General features: G+C 66.1%; 8 protein-coding genes. 5 read left to right on the forward strand and 3 right to left on the reverse strand.

What is annotated here, in order from left to right:
• Positions 1-72 precede the first annotated feature (72 nt).
• Complete coding sequence (locus tag Q0L48_RS03925; protein ID WP_296717483.1) at positions 73-1,107, forward strand: LacI family DNA-binding transcriptional regulator; 1,035 nt, start codon at positions 73-75, stop codon at positions 1,105-1,107.
• 63 nt (positions 1,108-1,170) lie between these two features.
• Here the strand turns inward: Q0L48_RS03925 and Q0L48_RS03930 are convergent, their stop codons facing one another.
• The 3 genes from Q0L48_RS03930 to Q0L48_RS03940 form a co-directional block, all read right to left on the reverse strand.
• The gene (locus Q0L48_RS03930) at positions 1,171-3,936 is read right to left on the reverse strand and encodes a phosphoenolpyruvate carboxylase (RefSeq protein ID WP_296717486.1); all 2,766 of its coding nucleotides are present in this window, start codon (positions 3,934-3,936) and stop codon (positions 1,171-1,173) included.
• On the reverse strand, positions 3,933-4,940 hold the full coding sequence (glk, locus tag Q0L48_RS03935; RefSeq protein ID WP_296717487.1) for a glucokinase: 1,008 nt from the start codon (positions 4,938-4,940) through the stop codon (positions 3,933-3,935). The genes Q0L48_RS03930 and glk overlap by 4 nt, the downstream gene beginning before the upstream one ends.
• Positions 4,941-5,041: 101 nt before the next feature.
• Positions 5,042-7,180 (reverse strand): S46 family peptidase, encoded by a 2,139-nt coding sequence (locus Q0L48_RS03940; protein ID WP_296717490.1) that lies wholly within the window; start codon positions 7,178-7,180, stop codon positions 5,042-5,044.
• A 294-nt stretch (positions 7,181-7,474) separates the two neighbouring features.
• On the opposite strand from Q0L48_RS03940, the gene Q0L48_RS03945 reads away from it, so the two are divergent.
• The 4 genes from Q0L48_RS03945 (at position 7,475) to Q0L48_RS03960 (ending at position 19,847) form a co-directional block, all read left to right on the forward strand.
• Entirely contained in the window at positions 7,475-8,320 is an 846-nt protein-coding gene (locus tag Q0L48_RS03945; RefSeq protein ID WP_296717491.1) for a hypothetical protein, read from the forward strand.
• A 266-nt stretch (positions 8,321-8,586) separates the two neighbouring features.
• Entirely contained in the window at positions 8,587-10,455 is a 1,869-nt protein-coding gene (locus tag Q0L48_RS03950) for a ShlB/FhaC/HecB family hemolysin secretion/activation protein (protein WP_296717494.1), read from the forward strand.
• Position 10,456: 1 nt separating this feature from the next.
• The gene (locus tag Q0L48_RS03955) at positions 10,457-16,774 is read left to right on the forward strand and encodes a hypothetical protein (RefSeq protein ID WP_296717496.1); all 6,318 of its coding nucleotides are present in this window, start codon (positions 10,457-10,459) and stop codon (positions 16,772-16,774) included.
• 1 nt (position 16,775) lies between these two features.
• Positions 16,776-19,847, forward strand: coding sequence for a CHAT domain-containing tetratricopeptide repeat protein (locus Q0L48_RS03960; protein WP_296717498.1), 3,072 nt, complete (start codon positions 16,776-16,778; stop codon positions 19,845-19,847).
• Positions 19,848-19,863 lie beyond the last annotated feature (16 nt).

The raw sequence follows: 19,863 nt of genomic DNA on the forward strand, positions 1-19,863 counted from the left end.
TGCGCGGGGAATGCACGCCTGATGCACGGGCGCGCTTGCGCGGAGATATCAACAGGACGTAGATGATTACCCATGAGCGGGGGATCACACAGGCGGCCGACATCGTTCGATGTGGCGGAGCGGGCCGGCGTCAGCCAGCCGACCGTCAGCCGTGCGCTGTCGGGATCGCCCGCCATTGCCGAGGCAACGCGGCGCAAGGTGGTGGAAGCGGCCGAGGCGCTCGGTTACTTCGTCGATGAACGCGCCGCGCGGCTGCGCCGGGGTTCCACAGGCACGCTGGCGGTGGTGGTGATCTGCCGCGAAGGCGACAGCGCATCCAGCATCAATCCCTTCGCCTACGCCCTGCTCGGCTCTGTCTGCGTGGCGGCGTCGGAACGCGGGTTCGAAACGCTGGTTTCGTTTCAGGCGCGCGAGGCTGATTTCTTCGGCCATTATCAGGAACAGGGCCGCGCCGATGGGCTGGTGGTGATCGGCACCACCACCAACGGGCCAGCATGGGAATATTTCCGCAGTCTCGAAAGCGAAAGCCGCAGGGTCGCCTATTGGGGCTCGCCGTTCGAGGAACTGGAATGGGTGCGGTCGGATAACCGCGCGGCAGGGCGGCTTGCGGTCGAACATCTGCTTGCCGCCGGATACCGCCGCCCGTGTTTCCTCGGCGCGCTCGGCACGCCGCAGGTGCAGTTCACCGAACGCTATGAAGGCTATGCCGAGGCGATGCGCGCGGCGGGGCTGGAGCCGTGCCTTGCCCCTACCGTCAACGCCGCCACGCGCGAGGAGGAAGGCCGCCGCGCGGCGCGCCGCCTGATCGAACGCGGCCCGATCGAACATGGGGACATCGACGCGGTGTTCGCCGCCTGCGATGCGATGGCGCTGGGAGCGATCGAGGCCTTCGCTGCCGCCGATCTGGCAGTGCCGCAGCAGGTGGGCGTGATGGGGTTCGATGATCTGGTGGCTGGCCGGTTCAGCCGCCCGCCGCTGACCACCATTGCGCCCGATCCGGCCGCGGCCGGGGTGGCGCTGGTCGGCGCGGTGCTGGACGATGCCGGCGGCAAGCTGCGCCGCCGGGTGCCGGTATCGCTGATCGCACGCGGGAGTACGGCGAGGTAGGACTGGGTGATGCTTCAACTCCCCTCCCTCAAGGGAGGGGAGAATAAGGCTCAGTCCCTTTGGTCAACCATGCGCGCCGAATTCGTTGGCGATTGCCGTCGATATCCGCAGGCTCAATTCGTGCGCGCGGGCGATTGGCGTAATGAAGTCGCGCTCGATCGCGCCGTAACCTTCCTCGCCGCCGTCGGGATAGTCGCTGGGTTCGTCGAGCGGGAAGTCGCGCGGCCCCCGCACCCGCACCGGGAAGGCCCGCCGCAATTGCGCCAGCGCCTCGTCCACCCGCAAGGTCAGCACCATCTCGATCACGTCGCCCCGGCTGATGTCGTTGGCCCGGCTGAAGGCCGGGACGGCGACGACTTTCAGGAACATGTGCTGCAGCAATGTGAGCCGCAGCGATTGCAACACCCCGATGCGGCGGCGCAGATGTTCGCGTGCCGGATCGTGTGCGTCGTCGGGGATCAGATCGGTCAGCCGGTGCAGCTTCAACGCATCGATTCTGAGGCGCGAGGCGAGGCGGCGGAACACGCCCGTCCGGTCATCGCCGACCAGATATTCGGCGAGGCTCCCGCAGGCACCCGCCAGATGATCTTCCGTCCCGCGATAGGTGCGGCTGGCCCAATAGGCCGAATTGAACAGCTCACCGAACGCCGCCACCGTCTTGATGCTGGCGACCGCATTGGCGGCTTTCAGCAGGCGCATGATCTGGCGCCCGCGGGCCGATTCGGTCAGCAGTGCGGCGATTTCCTCGCGGTTGGCATCGGCGGCGCTGCCGACCCCGGCGATCACGTTCACCGGGTAGCCCAGTTGCTGGAGGATCGCGTTGTGCGGGATCGCGCGGATCTGGCGCAGGCTCATCTCGCGGTCGGCATTGATGTCGCTCTGCCGCCGCGCAACCCGGCTGCCGGTGGGGTTGAGCAGGCCCAGCCCGAACGCGGTCACCGCACGCGCATAGGTGCGGCTGGCGAGATGTTCGCCCTGATGATCCTTGATCGCGCGGTAGAAATCGAGGCTGATATCGGTGCGGTGGTAGAACGGATCGGCGGGCGCGGCGAGATCGGCCTCTGCCGGGCGCGCTTCGGCGATGCGGGTGAGCGTGGCGAGCGCCAGTTCGGGGGTGGCGAAGAACAGATAGCCGTCGCCGCCCTGAAAGCTGACCTCGGGTTCCAGCCGGATTCCCGCCCGCGCAAACCGCCGCCGCGCCCACGGCGACAGCGGCCATTCGAGCCGGTCTTGCAGGCTGGCAGGATGCGCGCCGCGCCCCATACTTTCGCCATGGGTGTTGAACACCAGCGCGGCGACATCGGACAGGCCGTTGGCCGCCATCGCCTCGGCCAATCGCCCTTGCAGGCGTTCGATCGCGAGGCTCGCAGGGATCTGCCCGACAAAGCGGCCGGCATCGGAAAACCCGGTCTGGATCGCGACCCGGCCGCGTTTGCGCGCGTAATCGCGATAGGCAGGCTCGGCCAGCAGCGCATCGAGGAACCGCCCGCCGTGCTCCAGCGCGGTCTCGGTCTCGAACAGCGGGGAGACATCGACCTTGTCATCCAGGCCGAAAAGCTTGGCGAAATAGAGCGCGGCCAGCACCGTGGCGGGCTGTTCGCATTCGGCCACCAGCATCCGGATCGGCGCATCGGCATCGATGTGCCGGATGATCTGCGCCATCGCGATGAACTGGCGGATCGCGGTCGAACTTTCGGTGGCGAGCGCGGCAAAATTGGTGCGCAAGGGCCGCGCTTCGTCCACCATCCGCCGCAAGGTGGCGAGTGCGCCCTTGCTGGCGAGGTCGATCACTTCGCCTTCCGGCAGGCGGCGGCGGACCGCGTTGTGGAGCTGTTTGGCGTTCACCCGGAAATGGATCCAGCCCATGCCCAGCCCGTCGGCGCGCATCGCGGCGACCAGAGTCAGCAGCCGCACCGCGCGGGCTGGCGGCGCGGTTTGCGCGTCGGCTTCCAGTGCGGCGATCACCTCGGCGAGCGAGAGCAGGTTATCGCGGCTGTGCGTGGTCAGCCGGTTGGCGGCAGCGGCCAGCGCCTCGCCGGTCGAAAGATCGCCCGCGAAATCGGCGGCGCGCTCTGCGGCGAAGGCAGCGGCCGGGCGCAGCGTTTCGAGCTGCGGGTGGCCTGCATCGATCGCTGCGAGGCTGGCGGTGTAGCGCGCCAGCCGCTCGGCCTTTTCCGACAGCCTGAACGCGATCGAGGTGTGCCAGGAAATATCGGTGCGCCCGTCCATGTCATAGCCGACCCAGCTGGCAAAGCGGAACGGCAGCGGGCGCAAGGCTTGCCACTCGGCGGGCCAGCGCGATTGCGCCTCTTCCAGCAGCCGCGCGACCACTGCATCGCGTGCATCCTGCGCCCGCCCCATCGCCGCCACGGCTTCGCGGTGTTCGTGCTGGAGCGTGACCGGCTGGCGCTCTGCCGGAGCCGCGCACAGGGCCTCGCCATCATCCGCCGGGGCCGACGCCGCTGCCGCCACTGCTGCCGCCTGCGCGGGCGCCAGCAGGAAGGTCGGGTGCGCGGTGAACACGGCGTGGAGTTGCGGGTGTGCCCAGCGGGCGGCGAAAGCCTCGAAATCATCGTCCTCGCCCGACAGCGCAAGCGGGGTTTCTGCCTGGCTGGCCAGCAGGGTGCGCAGCTTGTGCGCGCGCGCCATCAGTCCGTCGCATTCAAGCTCTGCAACCATCGCGGCAATATCATCGAGGTCGATTTCGCCGCCTTCCAGCGCGCGCGACAGATCGAGCGAGAGCTGGAACACCGGGTTGAACAGCGGCGTTTCGCGGGTGCGCTGGTGCAACTCGCCCAGCCGCGCTTCGAGCGCTGCGACGGTCTTCATGCGTTACCTCCCGGAACCGGCGAATGCTCGGCGACAAACGCGGCGGCTGCGCCGAACAGGCCGGGTTGGGGATGAACGATCAGCTTGACCGGGATGCCCGCCATCAGGCTTTCGAACCGGCCCTTGGCCTTGAACCGCTCGGCAAAGCCCGAGGCGAGCAGCGTGTCGCGGATGCGGTAGCCCAGCCCGCCAGCGATCACCACGCCTGCAAAGCCGCCCTGCGCCAACGCGATATCTCCCGCGACCGAGCCAAGCGACAGGCAGAACCGGTCGACCGCGGCGGCGGCAAGGCTGTCTTCCCCGCTGGTGCCGCGGTTCCAGATGTCGATCGCGTCGCATTCGGCCACGGTGCGATGCTCCATCGCGGCGAGCGCCTGATAGATGTCGACGATGCCGGGGCCGGCCACCACGCGCTCCACCGAAACGCGGTTGTGGCGGCGGCGCAGGCGGGCAAGGATCGCGTCCTCGATCGTGTCGAGCGGGGCGAAATCGATATGCCCGCCTTCGGTCGCCTGCACGCGATACTGCCCGCCCGAGCGCCAGAGATGCGCGACGCCCAGCCCGGTGCCGGGGCCGAGCACGCTGATCGTGCCATCGCGGCCCAGCGGCTTGTCCGGCCCGGCGAGATCGAGAAACTGGCTGTCGTCGGCGCGCGCGACCGCATGGGCCACCGCCGCGAAATCATTGACGAGGGTGAACCGTTCCACCCCCAGCTTCTCGTTGATGAGCGCCGGGCGGATGATCCACGGGTTGTTGGTGAAGCGGATGACGGGGTTGGGGTTGCCGGGACTGCCGACCGGCCCGGCAATCGCCATGCTGACGGCGGGGGGCAGGGTGCCGCCCTTGCGGCTGCGGAACGCCTCCCACGCGGTCTGGAAGCTGGCGTGATCGGCGGTGTGCAGCGTTTCGAGTTCGTCGAGGCTGATCGCCCCGTCGCCGCCGATACTGGCGATGGCGAACCGCGCATGCGTACCGCCGATATCGACCGCCACCAGATCGTGCATTTTCTTCTCCCGCTTATGCCGGGAAGCGTCTTAGCAGGCGGCGCGCGGAAATCCCACGCGCCGCATACTTATTCAAATCAGGCTGGCTTATTCGGGCCAGCTTATTCGGGAGTCACGCCCATTTCCTTCAGCAGCCGGTCGGCCTCGTCGACCTTGTCCATCGTCCACAGCATGAAGCGGCTGTCGACATGGATCGTGCGGTTGATCGCGGGGTTGTACATCCAGTCCGACACCACGCCTTCGATCGTTCCGTCGAACGCCAGCCCGACGAATTCGCCGCGTGCGTTCAGGGTCGACGAGCCGGAATTGCCGTTGGTGATGTCCACGGTGGAGAGGAAATCGACCGGCAGGGTGCCGAGTTCCGGCGCAACGTAGTCGCCGTATTCCTTCGCCTTGATCAGCTCGATCATCTTGTCCGGCGCATCGAATTCGCCGCGGCCGGTATGCTTGGCAAGGATGCCTTCGGCGGTGGTGAACGGCGTCCAGATCTGCCCGTCGACCGCCTTGCCCGTCACCTTGCCATAGGTAAAGCGCAGCGAGCCGTTAGCGTCCGGATACATCGTCTTGCCCTGCGACGCGGCATAGGCGAGGCGGGCTTCCATCACCTTGGAACGGCCCTTCTGCACGTCGCCCGAACGCGCCTTTTCTTCGGCTTCGTTGGCCATCGCCTCGTCATAGGTGGCGACGGCGAGCTGGATGAAGGGATCGTCCGACGCCCTGAAGTCGGCGACCGATTTGTCCATCCATTCCATCCGCTTGGCGGTGTCGCCCAGCTGTGTCTCAGCGTAGAACGGGGCGAGATCGCGCCCTTCCATGAACGCATCGAAGCTTTCGTTGCGCTGGTCGGCGGGCAGGGTGCGGTATTCGGCGATGCCGTCTTCCCACAGCGCCTGATCGATGGCGGGCACGAAGCGCCGCTCGATCCGCTGCAGCGCCTGCGCCCTGAAAGCGCGGTCGCGTTCCTGATAGCCGGGTTCGCGGTCCTTATCGGGCTTGGCCTGTTCGTTGGCCCAGCGGTAAAGCTGCCGCGCCGCACCATACAACTGCCCGCGACCAAGCATCCCGCGCTTGGCATCGGCCAGCGCTTCGGCATTGTTCGCGGCGATCAACCGGTCGAGCTCCGCCAGCGCCGGGCCGTATTGCGCTGCACGCGCGGGATCGGCGGCGATCCAGCTGCGGAATGCGGCTTCCTCTGCCGCCTTCTTTTCGATCAGCGAGATGGCATCGGCCCCGGCCAGCTGTCCGGCGATCTTCTTCTCGTAGTTCTCGACGCCCTGCAGCGTTGCGGCATAGGCGATGGTCGCGGCCTGATCGCCAGCGGTCAGCGCGTCGATCAGATCACCGTACTCGGCCAGCATCTGCTGCTGGTAGGGGTAGAGTTCCTCGTAATAGAAGCGCGCTTCCTCGGCCGAACGCAGGCGCTCGGTGGTGCCGGGGAAGCCCGCGACCATGATGAAATCGCCTTCCTTCACCCCGTCCTTGGCAATCGGCAGCCAGGCCTTGGGCTTGAACGGCACGTTTTCCTCGGCATAGGCCGCAGATGAGCCATCAGGCGCGACATAGGCGCGGTAGAATGCGAAATCACCGGTGTGGCGCGGCCACATCCAGTTGTCCTTCTCGCCGCCGAAATTGCCGACGCCTGCTGCTGGCGCGTAGACCAGTCGCACGTCCTTGATTTCAAGCTGCTGCTGCAGCCAGTATTGCTGCCCGCCGAAATAGGCGCGCACATCGCAGCGGCGGTTGGCCTGCCGCTCGCAAGCCTCGATCAATGCGGTGCGGTTAGCCTGCAGCCGGTCATAACGCGCGCGGCCCTCAAGCTTGTCGGCGCCCTCGAGCATCGCGGCGGAGACATCGCGCAGATCCTCGATCACATAGACCCGGCTGCCCGGCGCGGCGGGGAGTTCGTCGCCCAGCGTCGCGGCCAGAAAGCCGTCGGTGAGGTAATCGGCCTCGGGCGAGGAATTGTACTGCAACGATCCTGCGACGCAGTGGTGGTTGGTCGCGACCAGACCCTGCGGCGAAAGGAACGCCGCAGAACAGCCGCCCAGCGATGCGATGGCGGTCAGCGGCGGGCGCTGGAGATCGCCCAAGGTCGCGGCGTCGAGTTCGAGCCCGGCGGCCTTCATTTCATCGGCAATCGCGCCGGTCTGGCTCGGCAGCCACATGCCTTCATCGGCAACAGCTGCGCCCGGCACGGCAATGATCAGGGCGCTGGCCCCGGCAAGCAGGAATTTCTTCATGGAAAAAGCATCACCTCGTGATTGCAGGTTGCCGCGCCCCCCTGCGCAGCGGTTTGCTGAGTTGCGCCCGTGAATGGGCAGGCAAGCGCCTGTAATGCACAACCGGGCGTCAGCAAATGGGCGAATTCGCCCTATCGACAAACGACTTGATGGCGGGGTTGAGCACCATCAGCAGTCGTGCTGCGCTGGATGGGCGAACTTGCGGGCAGCGTGCAAAATGGCTCTTGCGAATGATTATCAATTCCTTCATGGGGCCTTTCTTATTCAAGTCTCAAACTCGGGATCGACCGCGCCATGAACAGCAAGATCAAACTCTGGACCCAACTCGGCCTCGGCACCGCACTGGCCGGAGGTTTGCTGACCGCTTGCGGCGGCGAAGCTGGCGGCGAGGGTGCCGCAACCGAGGCGGTGGCTCCGGGTGAGGCCGGCGCTGCGGGCGGCGAAGGCGAGGGCGGCGAAGGCGGCGAAGGTGCGGGCGGCGAGGGTGAAGGCGGCGTTGCGGTCAACCGCGCGGACAGCGACCCGGTCGTCTACGGCAGCGCTCTTGCCGTCACCGAAGCCCATGTTGTCGCCGCGCGCGATGCCTTTGCAGCGGGCAAGACCGATGCGGCAGCCGAAATGTTCGCGCATCCCGCATCCGAGGTGCTGGTCGAAATGGACCCGGTATTCGCCAAGCTGGGCGTCAAGGATTTCAAGCCGCTGCTGACCGATGCCTCGGTCGCGGTGATCGACGGCAAGAGCGCGGCCGAAGTCGACCAGCGTTATGACGCGATCATCGCTGCCTTGCGCGGGGCTGCCCAAAAAGCGCCCGATACCGGCGCGAGCGATGCCACTGTTGCCGCCGGGATCATTGCGGACCAGATCGAGCGGGCGAGTTCGATGTATCGCACCAGCGCCGGGGGCGATGCATACGAACCCTATCTCGACGGTTACGGCTTCTACAAGGTCGCCGATTCCGCCTTCGCGCGCTCGGCCGCGGCGATCAAGGCGGAGAACCCGGCCGTCCATGACGGGATCGTCGAGGCGCTGGCGGTGCTGAAGCAGGCGTATCCCACCGTCACCCGGCCGGCGACACTGGCGGTTCAGCCAGGCGCGGTTTCGGCAGCGTCGTCGAAGGTGATGCTCGCCGCCGGGGGCTGACCCTTTCGAGGGCGCTCGCCGCGGCCCTTTGCCAGCGCAATTTGTGTAAATGCGACAAAGTAGCCCTTCTCGCGGGAGAAAGGACCCGCACTGCTTGTGTTTGCTGTATGCCGCTGTAGGGTCGCGCCGGTCGCTTGGGGGTGACGGGGTTTGGGCGGACACGGGGCGAAACGACCTCATACGACCAATCCTGCCGAAGATCGCATATTTTGCCGCAGCCGGCGTGGTGATCGCCGCGTCTGCGGGACAAACGTCCGGGGGGAAAATTGTCCATCGCTCAGAACAACCATCGTGCCAGCCGTCCGCTGGATGATGCGCGCGCCGCTCGGCTGCGATTGCGGATGATGTACCGGCACGGCTGGAGCGCCATTCCGGCGCTGGGTCTGGCGCTGGCGGGGCTGATGGCTGGCGATCCTGCCGCAGCGCAGCAGGTGCGCATCGCGCCCCCGACCCGCAGCGATCTGGTTCCGCCCGAATTGCGGCGCGACGAACGGCAGCCCACTCTCACCGTAGACGGCGATTTCGAACGGGCGCCCTGCGCGCTGGACCGGCCCGACTTCGCCGATATCCGTTTCACTGTGCAAGGGGCGCAGTTCAATGGCCTCGACCGGGTGCCGAGCCTCTCGCTCGACGATGCATGGCGCGCCTATCAGGGCCGCGAGCTGCCGGTTTCGGTGCTGTGCGACATCCGGGCCGAGGCCAATGCGATGCTGCGTCGCCAGGGCTATCTCGCTACTGTCGAAATCCCCGAACAGAGCCTTGCCGACGGCGTTCCCGATTTCAACGTGGTGCTTGGCCGGCTGGTGTCTGTGCGGGTGCGCGGCGATGCCGGACCCTCGGAAAAGCTGGCGGCGGGCTATCTTGAAAAACTGACCCGCGCGGATGTGTTCAACACCAACACGGCAGAACGTTACCTGCTGCTTGCCGATGATATTCCGGGGATCGACGTGCGCCTGTCGCTGCGTCCTGCGGCAGACGGCGCACCGGGCGATCTGGTGGGCGAAATCGCTGTGCTGCGGCAGCGCGGCATGGTCGATCTCAACGTCCAGAACTTCGGCTCGGAGGCGATCGGACGGTTCGGCGGTGTGCTGCGCGGCGAGCTTTACGACCTTACGGGGCTGGGGGATCGCACCACGGTTTCGGTGTTCTCGACGCTCGAATTCGCCGAACAGCAGACGGTGCAGATCGGCCATGATTTCCGGGTCGGCAGCGAAGGCCTGCGGCTGGGCGGACAATTCACGTGGAGCACCACCGATCCTGCGCTGGGCATCCCCGGTTTCGATGTCGAATCCGAAACCGTCTTCGCCAGCATCTTCGCCAGCTATCCGCTGGTGCGCAGCCGGGCGCACAGCCTGTTTGCCGATGTCGGCTTCGACATCGTCGATCAGGACGTGTCGGTAAACACCATCCCGCTCACCGAAGACAAGGTGCGGATGGTCTACGCCCGGCTCGATGGCGCGTGGATGGATCGCGATTCGATCCAGCGCATCGGCGGTTACAGCCCGCTCGAACCCAAGCTGCGGGTGCAATACGGGATCGAGGCGCGGCGCGGACTGGATGTGTTTTCCGCCAGCCCCGATTGCCGTCCCAACCTGCTGGCCTGCCTGATCGGCGGCGTTGCCCCGCCCAGCCGGATCGAGGCCGATCCCACCCCGCTGCTGGCCCGCATCAATGCAGGGGTAGAATATCGCCCCGATCCGCTGCTGACCTTCTCGCTGGAAACGGTCGGGCAGGTGTCCGGTGATCCGCTGCCTGCCTTCGAGGAGCTTGCCGCAGGCAGCTTCTCGATCGGGCGCGGTTATGATCCGGGTTCGGTGCTGGGGGATAGCGGCATCCTGAGCGCATTCGAACTGCGCTATGGTTCGATCGTGCCCGACGGGGCGGACGCTGTGGCGTTTCAGCCCTACCTGTTCACCGATGTCGCTTGGGTCTGGAACGAGGATCCCAGCCGCCGCCCGACCAACCCCGATCACCTGTGGTCGGCCGGGGGCGGGTTGCGATTGAACTGGGGCCGCGGGCTGCGCAGCGACATGGTGATCGCCGTTCCGCTGAAACGGCCCGATCTGGCGACCGAGCGCGGCGATGTGCGCTTCATGTTTTCGTTGAGTGCCCGCCTGTTCCCGTGGAGATATTGAGATGACCTGTCCGATCCGGAACCGTTCGCGCCTGCTTGTCGGCTGTGGCAGCTCGGCCATGGCGCTGGCACTGGCGCTTGGCCTGCCGCAGCGCGCCGAGGCGCAGGGGATCAATGCCACGGGCGAGGTGCTCGTCCCGAGCAGTGCGAGTATCAACAACGAGGCTCCTGGCCAGACCACTGTCACCGTGTTCGAACCGACCGCCGTGATCGACTGGACTCCCACGGAAGACGTCAACGGGGATGCGCTGGATTTTCTGCCGACCGGCAACACGGCGCTGTTCCAGGCGGGCGTTTCGGTTTCCGATTTCGCGGTGCTCAACCGCATCCTGCCGTCGGCCAACAACAATATCGTAGTGATCGACGGAAGCGTCCTGTCGCGGATTTTCGATGGTTCCGGCAATGCCGTGGCGGGTGGGTTCGTCGCCTTCTATTCGCCCACCGGCATTCTGATCGGCAGCAATGCAAGCTTCGATGTCGGCAGCCTGTTGCTGACCACGCTCGATCCCGATCCCACCAGCTTTCAGAATTTCGCTACCAATAACGGCACCCTTCAGCTTGCCGGCGCGACCGGATCGACCGCGCGCATCCAGATCGATGCGGGCGCGCAGATCACCGCCTCGCCCGAAAACGCGTTCTTTGCGGTGGTCGCGGCCGATGTGCAGATGTCGGGCACGGCGCTGGTCAACGGCAGCCACGCCTATGTCGCGGGCGAAGTGGTAAACCTGCGGGTTTCCAACGGCCTGTTCGATATCGAAATCCCGATCGGCACGGCCGCCACCGGCACGGTGATGGACATCAACGGTACCGTCGGCGGGGCATCGAGCACCGGGGCCGGCGATAACCACATGATCTATGGCGTCGCGGCCGCGCAGAATGATCCGATCAGTATGCTTTTCAGCGGCAACCTCGGCTTCGAACCGGCGCAGCAGGCCGGGGTCGTCAATGGCGAGATCATCCTTTCTGCCAATTACAACGTGTTCGGCCGCGATGTTCAGGGTGACACGATCAGCAACGGGATCAATGCCGTTTTCGGCCAGACCCCGTCACCGTTCGGCCCGCTGCTCGGCGAAGCCAACATCCTGATGCAGGATTTCGCCTCCACCAGCAGCATCCTCGCCATCGGCACCGATACTGTGGGCGTGACTGCGGTGAATTCGGCAAGTTCGGTCGAAGGCAATCTGCTGATGGTCGGCCGCCGCAATGCCGAACTGACGGCGGCGAATGGCCAGAGCTTCGATATTTCGGGCGACGTGCTGGTATCCTCGCGCGCATTCGGCGTTGTCGACATGGGCCTGCAGGACCCCTCCCTGATCAACGCGCAAGGCGGGACCGCCTTCATCGACGCATTCGGCGGCGGAACCATGACCATCGATGGTAACGCGCTGGTTACAGCCGAGGCGATCGGCGGGGCGCTCGACTTCGATACGGCCGGAACTGCAACCGGCGGCACCGCACAGGCCGGCTCGACCGACGGCACGCTCTCGATTCTCGGCAATCTCGAAGTCAATGCCAATGCGCGAGTGACCAATCAGGTATCGTTCCTCAGCAACGGCGCTACCATGACGGGCGGTCTTGCGCAGGTATTCGCAGCGCAGGGCGGCGCGGTGACGCTGGGCGGTGACGTCGACATTCTTGCCATTGCCTTCGGCCGTGACGCTCTGACAAGCTCCGACGCTTTCGGCGGCGAGGCGCGGATGAGCATCGTGGGCGGCGGCACGATCGGCGTTGTGGGCAGTGTCGACATCTTCGCCGATGCATTCGGCGGCAGTTCGAGCCAGTCGGGAATAGGCTCGCTCGCCGATGCGGGCGACGCCGGGATCGATATCGACGGGGCGGGCGCGATTACGATCGATGGCGGCGTCCTGATCGGCGCGTCAGGCTTTGGCGGCACGAATTTCGGCGACAGTTCCCAGCAAGGCACCGGCGGAACGGCCCTTGGCGGGGCCGCGCGGGTATTGGTGACCGGCGATGGCAGCCTCATCATCGGTACCGATTTTTCCGCCAGCGCCAACGCGGTCGGCGGCAATGGGCCGGATGCCGGCGGCGAAGCATCCGCCGGGATTGCAGGCGCCAATGTCCTGACCGGACTGATCGACATCGGCGGGAACGTCTTCGCCAATGCCGATGCCGAAGGCGGTGATGGCGATGATGGATTGGGCGGGAACGGCGGCAACGCCTTCGGCGGCAACGCCTTCCTGCAGGCCGATGGCGGCCCCAGTTCGCCAGCGACAATCAATGCCGCAGCGGCGTTCATTTCCGCAACCGGCTTGGGCGGGCGCGGCGGCGATGGCGACAGCAGCGATTTTCAGGCTGGTGACGGCGGCAACGGCACCGGCGGGAGTTTCGCAACCCCCAATCAGGCCGATCCGACCTTCAACAGCGGCGCTTTCCTGCTGGCTGGCGGCGATAACGGCAATCTCAACATCACCGCCGAAGCATTCGTGGACGCGACCGGCAGGGGCGGGCGGGGCGGCGATGGCGTGCCGAGCCAGTTCAGCATTCGCCGGGGCGGCAATGGCGGGATCGGGACGGGCGGTCTGGCGCAGGCCGGACTGGCGCTGCTCGGCGGTAGCGGTGCGATCGGCGACGGGGTGGCCAGCTTCGGGGGGCTTTTCGTCGAATCCGACGGTTTTGGCGGCGGCGGCGGTAATGGCGGGCAGACCGGCGATCCCATCGGCTCCGGCGGAAACGGTTTCGGCGGGGATGCTGCGCTGACGGTCAGCGCCGGTGAGGTCATTGCCGATTTCGCCAATGTCGCGGCGAGCGGGTTTGGTGCTGACGGCGAGGTCGGCGCCGATGGACAGGGCGGCAACGCCGGCATTCAGGGCAATGGTGTGCTGACGATGGGGTCGCTTAACGTGGGTGCCCAAGGGTTCGGCGGCTTCGGCCGCTCCGGTCCGGGCGGCAGCGGCATCGGCGGCCAATCGTTCGTCGCCCTGGACGGCATCACTGCAACCTTCAGCGATGACGTGTTCATCAATGCCGAGGGTGCTGGCGGATTTTCCCAAACCGGCGATGGCGGCGACGGCACCGGCGGCACCGCCTATATCGGCGTAACCGAAAGCACGCCCGGCAGCGGAACCTTCGAAGGCAATGCCTCGGTAACTGCCCACGGCCTTGGCGGAGTCGCAGGCACAGGGGCCACCGGCGGGACCGGGTCGGGCGGACTTGCCTTTGTCGAGGCGCAGGCCGGCAGCACAGTCCGGTTCGGCACCTTGCAGGTCACGGCAAGCGGCACGCGAGGCGACACCGAAGGTCAGCCGCCGCCACAATCGGGCAGCGATGGCATCGGCGGCACCGCCGAACTGCGCAGCTCCGGTACCGGCAGCCAGATCATCGTCGAGCGCAATTTCAGCGAAACCTTCCTAGACGAACTCAATGGCGGCGGGATCGTGGCGGCGCTCGGCCTCGGTACAATCGCCACCGGTGGCACCGGCGCGGGCGGCAGAGGAATCGGCGGCACCATTCTGGTGCAGGCTTCGTCGGGCGGATCGATCGCCCTGCCGCAAGACCCGGTCAATGATCCAGACAGCATCGGGCCGAACCGCCTTCTGGCCTATGGCATCGGCGGCGGATCGAATGTCGATGGCGGTCAGAGCGGCGATGGATTCGGCGGTACCGGCACAATCGAGATGGAAGGCGGCACCATCATCATGGGCCGGACCAGTTTTTCGGTCTATGGTCAGGGCGGATCGAGCCAGAACGCAACCCGCACTATCGGCGGCGGCGACGGGTTCGGCGGCTTGCGCTTCGTTCAGGTGTTCGATGGCGGAACATTGACGGCTGAACTGGCCGAGGGGCGGGCAGGCGGCTTTGGCGGCAACGGATCGGGCGATGGCGAGGGCGGTTCCGCCTTTACCGGCCTCAGCTCGATCGACCTTTTCGACGGCACCTTCAACATCGTCGGCAATCTGTTGTGGGCCGACACATCGACCGGCGGCAGTGGTGCCACCGGTGGAAGCGTGTTCGCATCGAGCGGCGAGGGCGGCGAGGTCCAGTTCTTCGCCGATAATTCCACCATCGATTTCGCCGCCAACAGCGCGGGCGAAAGCGGCTTTGTCGGCTTGATCGATTTGCGCGCCGGCAACGGCATCACTCAGGGCGGTGACGTAACCGATGGCGCGATCCTGATCGGGATTTTCAACAGCACCGTGACTTCGGGCAATTTCCTCGCGCAGGCGCTGTCGACCGGCGGCAATGTCACCGGCCCGACGGGGCGCGGCGGCAATGTCGAGGCTGCGCGCGTGAGCGCCTCCTTCTCGGGCTCGGACGTCGAACTGTTTGGCCGCAACATTTTTGCGAGCGAGGCGCGCGGCGGCTCAAGCGCGCCCGGCAGCGGCATCGCGGGCGGGGCGATCGGCAACGAGGCCGAGTTGGTGGATCTGCGGATCGCGGATTCCGATGTGACGATCTCGCCCGATGCCAACTCGGACGGCGCTCTGGTTCTGAGCGCGCGCGCGTACGGCGGAGCGGGCGATCAGATCGGCAACGCGACCAGCTTGCGTTCGGTCTTCGGAGTGGATCGGTCGACCCTGATCCTTGACGAACTGCTGGTCGAATCGCTCAGTTTCACCAACGCGATTACCACCGGCCAGCAAGGCGGCGTTGCGCAGAGCGGCGCGGCCGAGATCACCATCGATGGCGATCAGTTCGGGAGCTTTCCCCCGTTCTCCGACATTTCGGCAGGCACGATCTCGCTGGCTACCGATGCTGTAACCTCGGACGGCGGCACGGCGACTGCGGGTGAAGCGCGCTTCGCGATTGCGGCAGACCGGGATGCAATTGTCACTGCGGATAGCGTGATCCTGACCGCCGATGCATCTGGCGCCAATCAGAACGCGAACGGAAATACCGCGGGGCGCTTTGTGGTGGAAATCGGCGGGGGGAGCCTGAACACGGCCAACCTGTCCGCTTCGGCGAGCGGCGACACGCTTATTTCCAGTGTGGCACCGTCGCTGTTGGTTGCTGAAGGCGGCGACATCAACGTTACCGGCATTCTGGATGCATTCGTGCTGGGCGACATTCAGGTTCGCACGTCTCAGGGCAACATCATCGGCAGCGCGGTCGCGCCCGCCTCCACCACCATCATCGGTCTGCGCGCGCGAGGCCGGATCGAAATTCTCGGCGATAACGACGCGGCGATCGGCCTTGGCGGGGACGATATCACCCTTACCGCGCGCGAAATCGACATCGACGACGGCGCAAGGGTCGGCGCACGCTCCGCCCTGTTCGCCTCGCTCGAACGCGATCACACCGCGATCATCGGTGGAATCAACGAGGAGATCGGCTTCACCCTGACCGCAGCCGAGATCGGACGGATCAGCGCCAATGATTTCGCTGTCGTCGGTTCCAATGTAATCACCAGCGATCCCGACCAACCCGATGTTCTTGTTCGTGACTTCACCATCTCCGGTTCGATCGCTGACGGGTTTTCGCGGTTCCGCATCTTCCCGGTAGAGGAGGGGCCGGGCATCATCCGGGTCGAGGGAACGGTCTCCTATCTCAACACGGCCACCACAGACGAATTCGTCATCAACGCGGGCGGCCGGATTGAAGTGGTCACGCCCGGAGGGATCCGCGTCACGGATACCGATGGCTTGCCCGGAGGGATATTGACGCTCAGTGCCGACAGTATCTGGGCAGCCGATGCCGATATGATCGGGCAATTGCAATCCGCCCCGGTCTTTGCCGGGCGCGACGCCTTGCTGGCGGTTGCCGTGGCGGGCAGCGACGATCCGCTCGGCTACCTGCGCGCCCGCCGAATTTCGCTGGGTGCGGGCAGCTTCCTGCTGATCCGGAACACCGGCACTTCCACCGAGCAGGGTGGTCTGTTGGTGGGTGCAGGAGGCCTTTCGATCGCGGCCGATAGCGACATCAATTTTGGCGATCCGCTCGATGTGTTCGCCTATGGCCGCCGCCTGCGCGATGACGGGACGTTCGTGACCGGAAACGACTTCTTCAGCGAAGTGAACTTCAACCGCACCGGGCAGGCCCCGACCACCTATGGCGATGCGAGCGCCTTTAACGATTGCATCATCAACACCGGCGTCTGCCCCGCTCCGCCGCCGCCGCCGCCGGAGCGGGAGCAGATTCTGCCGCCGCTCAACAATCCGACAGTGATTGTCGATCCGGTCACCTTTGGTGAGCCGACAGGAGACACCGTGGCCGCACAGAACGACAAATTCGGCATGGATTTCCCCGAGCAGCCCGAATCGCCGCTGATTTCCGAGGAGCCGCTGCTCGATGATCCGGTGGCGAGCGGCAGCGATGCGTCGCTCTATTCCCCGTCCGGCTACGCGCCCGGGGAGGAGAACTAGCATGACCGATCGTTTCATCTCGCGTGTGACCGGCGCAGTCGGCACTTTGTGGCTCGGATTGGGGACGGCCGTTCTGCCGGCGGTTCCCGGTGCGGCGCAGACCGGGGCTGCAACCGGACAGGCCAGCCTCAGCCTGCGCGATACCTTCCCGATCGGGTCGAACGGATTGTGCGAAGCGCAGATTCTCGCTCCTGAAGCGGGGGCGGGCCTGTTCGACCGGCGCTATTCAGTCATCTGCCGCGATGCGGCCGCGCCGGTCGGCACGCTGTGGGTGATCCGCGGCAGCGCTGCAGAAGCCCCCGCCGCCCGCTTCGCCGGAGCCGAGGCGACCTGCAAGCCCGATAGTGCCAGCGTCGATACGCCCGGCCTGCCCGCTACCGAGCGGCTGGTCTGCGGCAGCAGCCAGAGCATAATCCGCACCGAACTGCTGCTCGCACGCAGCGGACAACGCACCTACGCGGCGAGCGGACTGTCGGCCTATGCCAAGGCGCTCGAACTGGGGCTGGCATCGCTGGCGAACGACAAGGTGATGCCAGGCACGGTCGAAATCCCGCTTACCAGCGCGACCGACGATCTCGCCTTCGCGCGCCAGCAGGCCGAGGCGATTGCCGCGGATCAGGCGCTGGTCGAGGCCTATCGCCGCAGCAATGCCGGCAATTTCGCCGAGGCGGCCGAGTTTTTCGCCGTGTCTTCAGCCGCGCTGGCTGGTCCGGGCGCTGTCGAGGCGCGGTTGAACCAGGGATTGCAGCAATCCAATCTGGGCAATTACACCGAGGCCCGGCGCCTGTTCGCCGCGAGCCGTGCCGATAGCGCCGCCAGTCCGGTGCTCGCCCGCCTGCTGCGCAATTATGAAGCGATGGATGCGCTCAACCAGCGCAAGCCCGAAGCGGCGCTGCAGCTGCTCGATGCGCCCTTGCTGTCCGACTTCGGCGATAGTGGCGAGCTCCGCAACCTGCTGATCGGCCCGGCGCTGGCGGGTCAGCTCGCGAGCGAGAACGATCGTGTCGGCGGGCCCTATTCATTGAGCCTCACCCCGCTCGAACGCTCGCAATTGCTGGATGGCCAGCATGCCTATCTCAAGGCAACCGCACTGCGGCTGCTGGGCCGGGCAGGGACGGCGACCGAATTGCTCGAACAGGCCGAAGCGACCCTTGCCAGTGTGCGTGAAGGGCGGGTTGTGTCGATCGTCTGGCTGAGAGCGCAAGTGCTGGGCGAACTGGCCGAAAACGCCGAACGCAGCGGCCGTCCGGCCGATGCCGAGGCGTTGCATCAGCGGGCGGTTGCCCTGCTGGATGCGACCTACCCCAATTCGCCAGCCTATGACAGCGCGCGGGGCTTACTCGCGGGCTTTTATGCCCGCGCCGGCCGCCGCGACGATGCCCTGACCTTGTACCGCGACATTGTTGCGGATGCGGAAGGCCGCCCGCTCCCCTCGCTGCGCGGTCTGCTCGCCCCTTATTTTGCGCTGCTGTTTGCTGGCGACACGGCAGATGCGGCGTCGGCTGCCGAACTGTTCGCCGCAAGCCAGCTGCTCCAGCGTCCCGGTCTTGCCCAGACCCAGGCCGTGCTGGCGCGCGAGCTTTCCGGCGGCACCGACGAAGCGGCGCAATTATTCCGCACCACAACCAATCTCGCCCGCGGGATCGAGCAGCTGCGCCTTTCACTGATCGAATTGCGCTCCACCCAGGAACTCGGAAGCGATCAGACCGCCGCCATCGCCGAGAATGAGGAACGCCTGCAGCAGTTGCAGGTGCAGCAGGCCGAAGTGCTTCAGAAACTCGCTGCCTATCCGCGCTACCGGGCGGTGACGGAAGGCGCGCTTGCGCTTTCCGATCTGCAGGCGGTGCTTGGCGAGGACGAGGCTTATGTGAAGCTCGTCACGCTCGAAGACAGCGCGTTCGTGATCTATTCGACCACGACTAGTGCGCAGGCCTGGCGCGCCGATGCGACGCCGGACGAGCTGGAAAAGCTGGTCGGCCGGATCCGCGAGAGCATCGCCATTGCCGAGGGCGGGCAGGTGCTGACCTATCCGTTCGACATCGAAGGCGCGCGGGAACTGTATGTGCGCCTGTTTGCGCCAGTGGCCGAACGGCTGCCGCAGTTGCGGCATATCGTGTTCGAACCCGACGGCGCGCTGTTGAAACTGCCGATCAATCTGCTGGTGACCGATGATGGCAGCGTTGCGGCCTACAAGGCGCGGCTCGCCGGAAGCAATGGCGACGAATATGATTTCCGCGGCACGGCTTGGCTGGGCCGGAAGACTCAGATCAGCACCTCTGTCGGGGCGTCTGCCTTCCGCGACGTGCGCGCGGCGCGGCCTTCGAACGGAACCCGGCCCTATCTCGGCCTCGGCGAGAATGCGCCGATCGAGCCGGGCACTGCCGGGGCCGGAGCACGCACCCGCTCGGCACTGGCGGGCGGCGAGAATTGCCAGTGGTCGCCCAACATCTGGGCCAATCCGATTCCCGCCGACGAACTGCGCGATGCCGCCGAGCGGTTCGGCGGCGCATCGCGCGTGCTGACGAAGGATGAATTCACCGACAGCGCGATCCGCAATCTCGACAACCTTGGCGAATACCGCGTGCTGCATTTCGCCACCCACGGGCTCGTCACCGCGCCGCAACCCGAATGTCCGCCGCGCCCCGCGCTGCTGACCAGCTTCGGCGATGGCGAGGATTCGGACGGTCTGCTCAGTTTCGCGGAGATTTTCGGCCTCAGGATCGATGCCGATCTGGTGATCCTTTCGGCCTGCGATACCGCCGGCAGCGCCACAATCGGTGCGACCCGTGAGGCGGGTGTGACCAGCGGCGGCGACTTCGCGCTGGACGGGTTGGTGCGTGCCTTTGTGGGCGCGGGCGGGCGCACTATTCTGGCGAGCCATTGGCCGGTACCTGATGATTTCAACGCCACCGGACGATTGATCTCCGGTCTGTTTGCCGAAGGCGGGCGGGAAACCGCCGAGGCGCTGCGCGCGTCGCAATTGTCGCTGATGGACGATGCCGATACCTCGCATCCGTTCTACTGGTCGGCCTTTGCAGTGGTGGGCGACGGGGCCGCGAGGCTCGCCCGCTGAACCGGCGCGATTCCCC

It is taken from the genome of Erythrobacter sp., from assembly GCF_024305245.1.
Lineage (GTDB): Bacteria > Pseudomonadota > Alphaproteobacteria > Sphingomonadales > Sphingomonadaceae > Erythrobacter.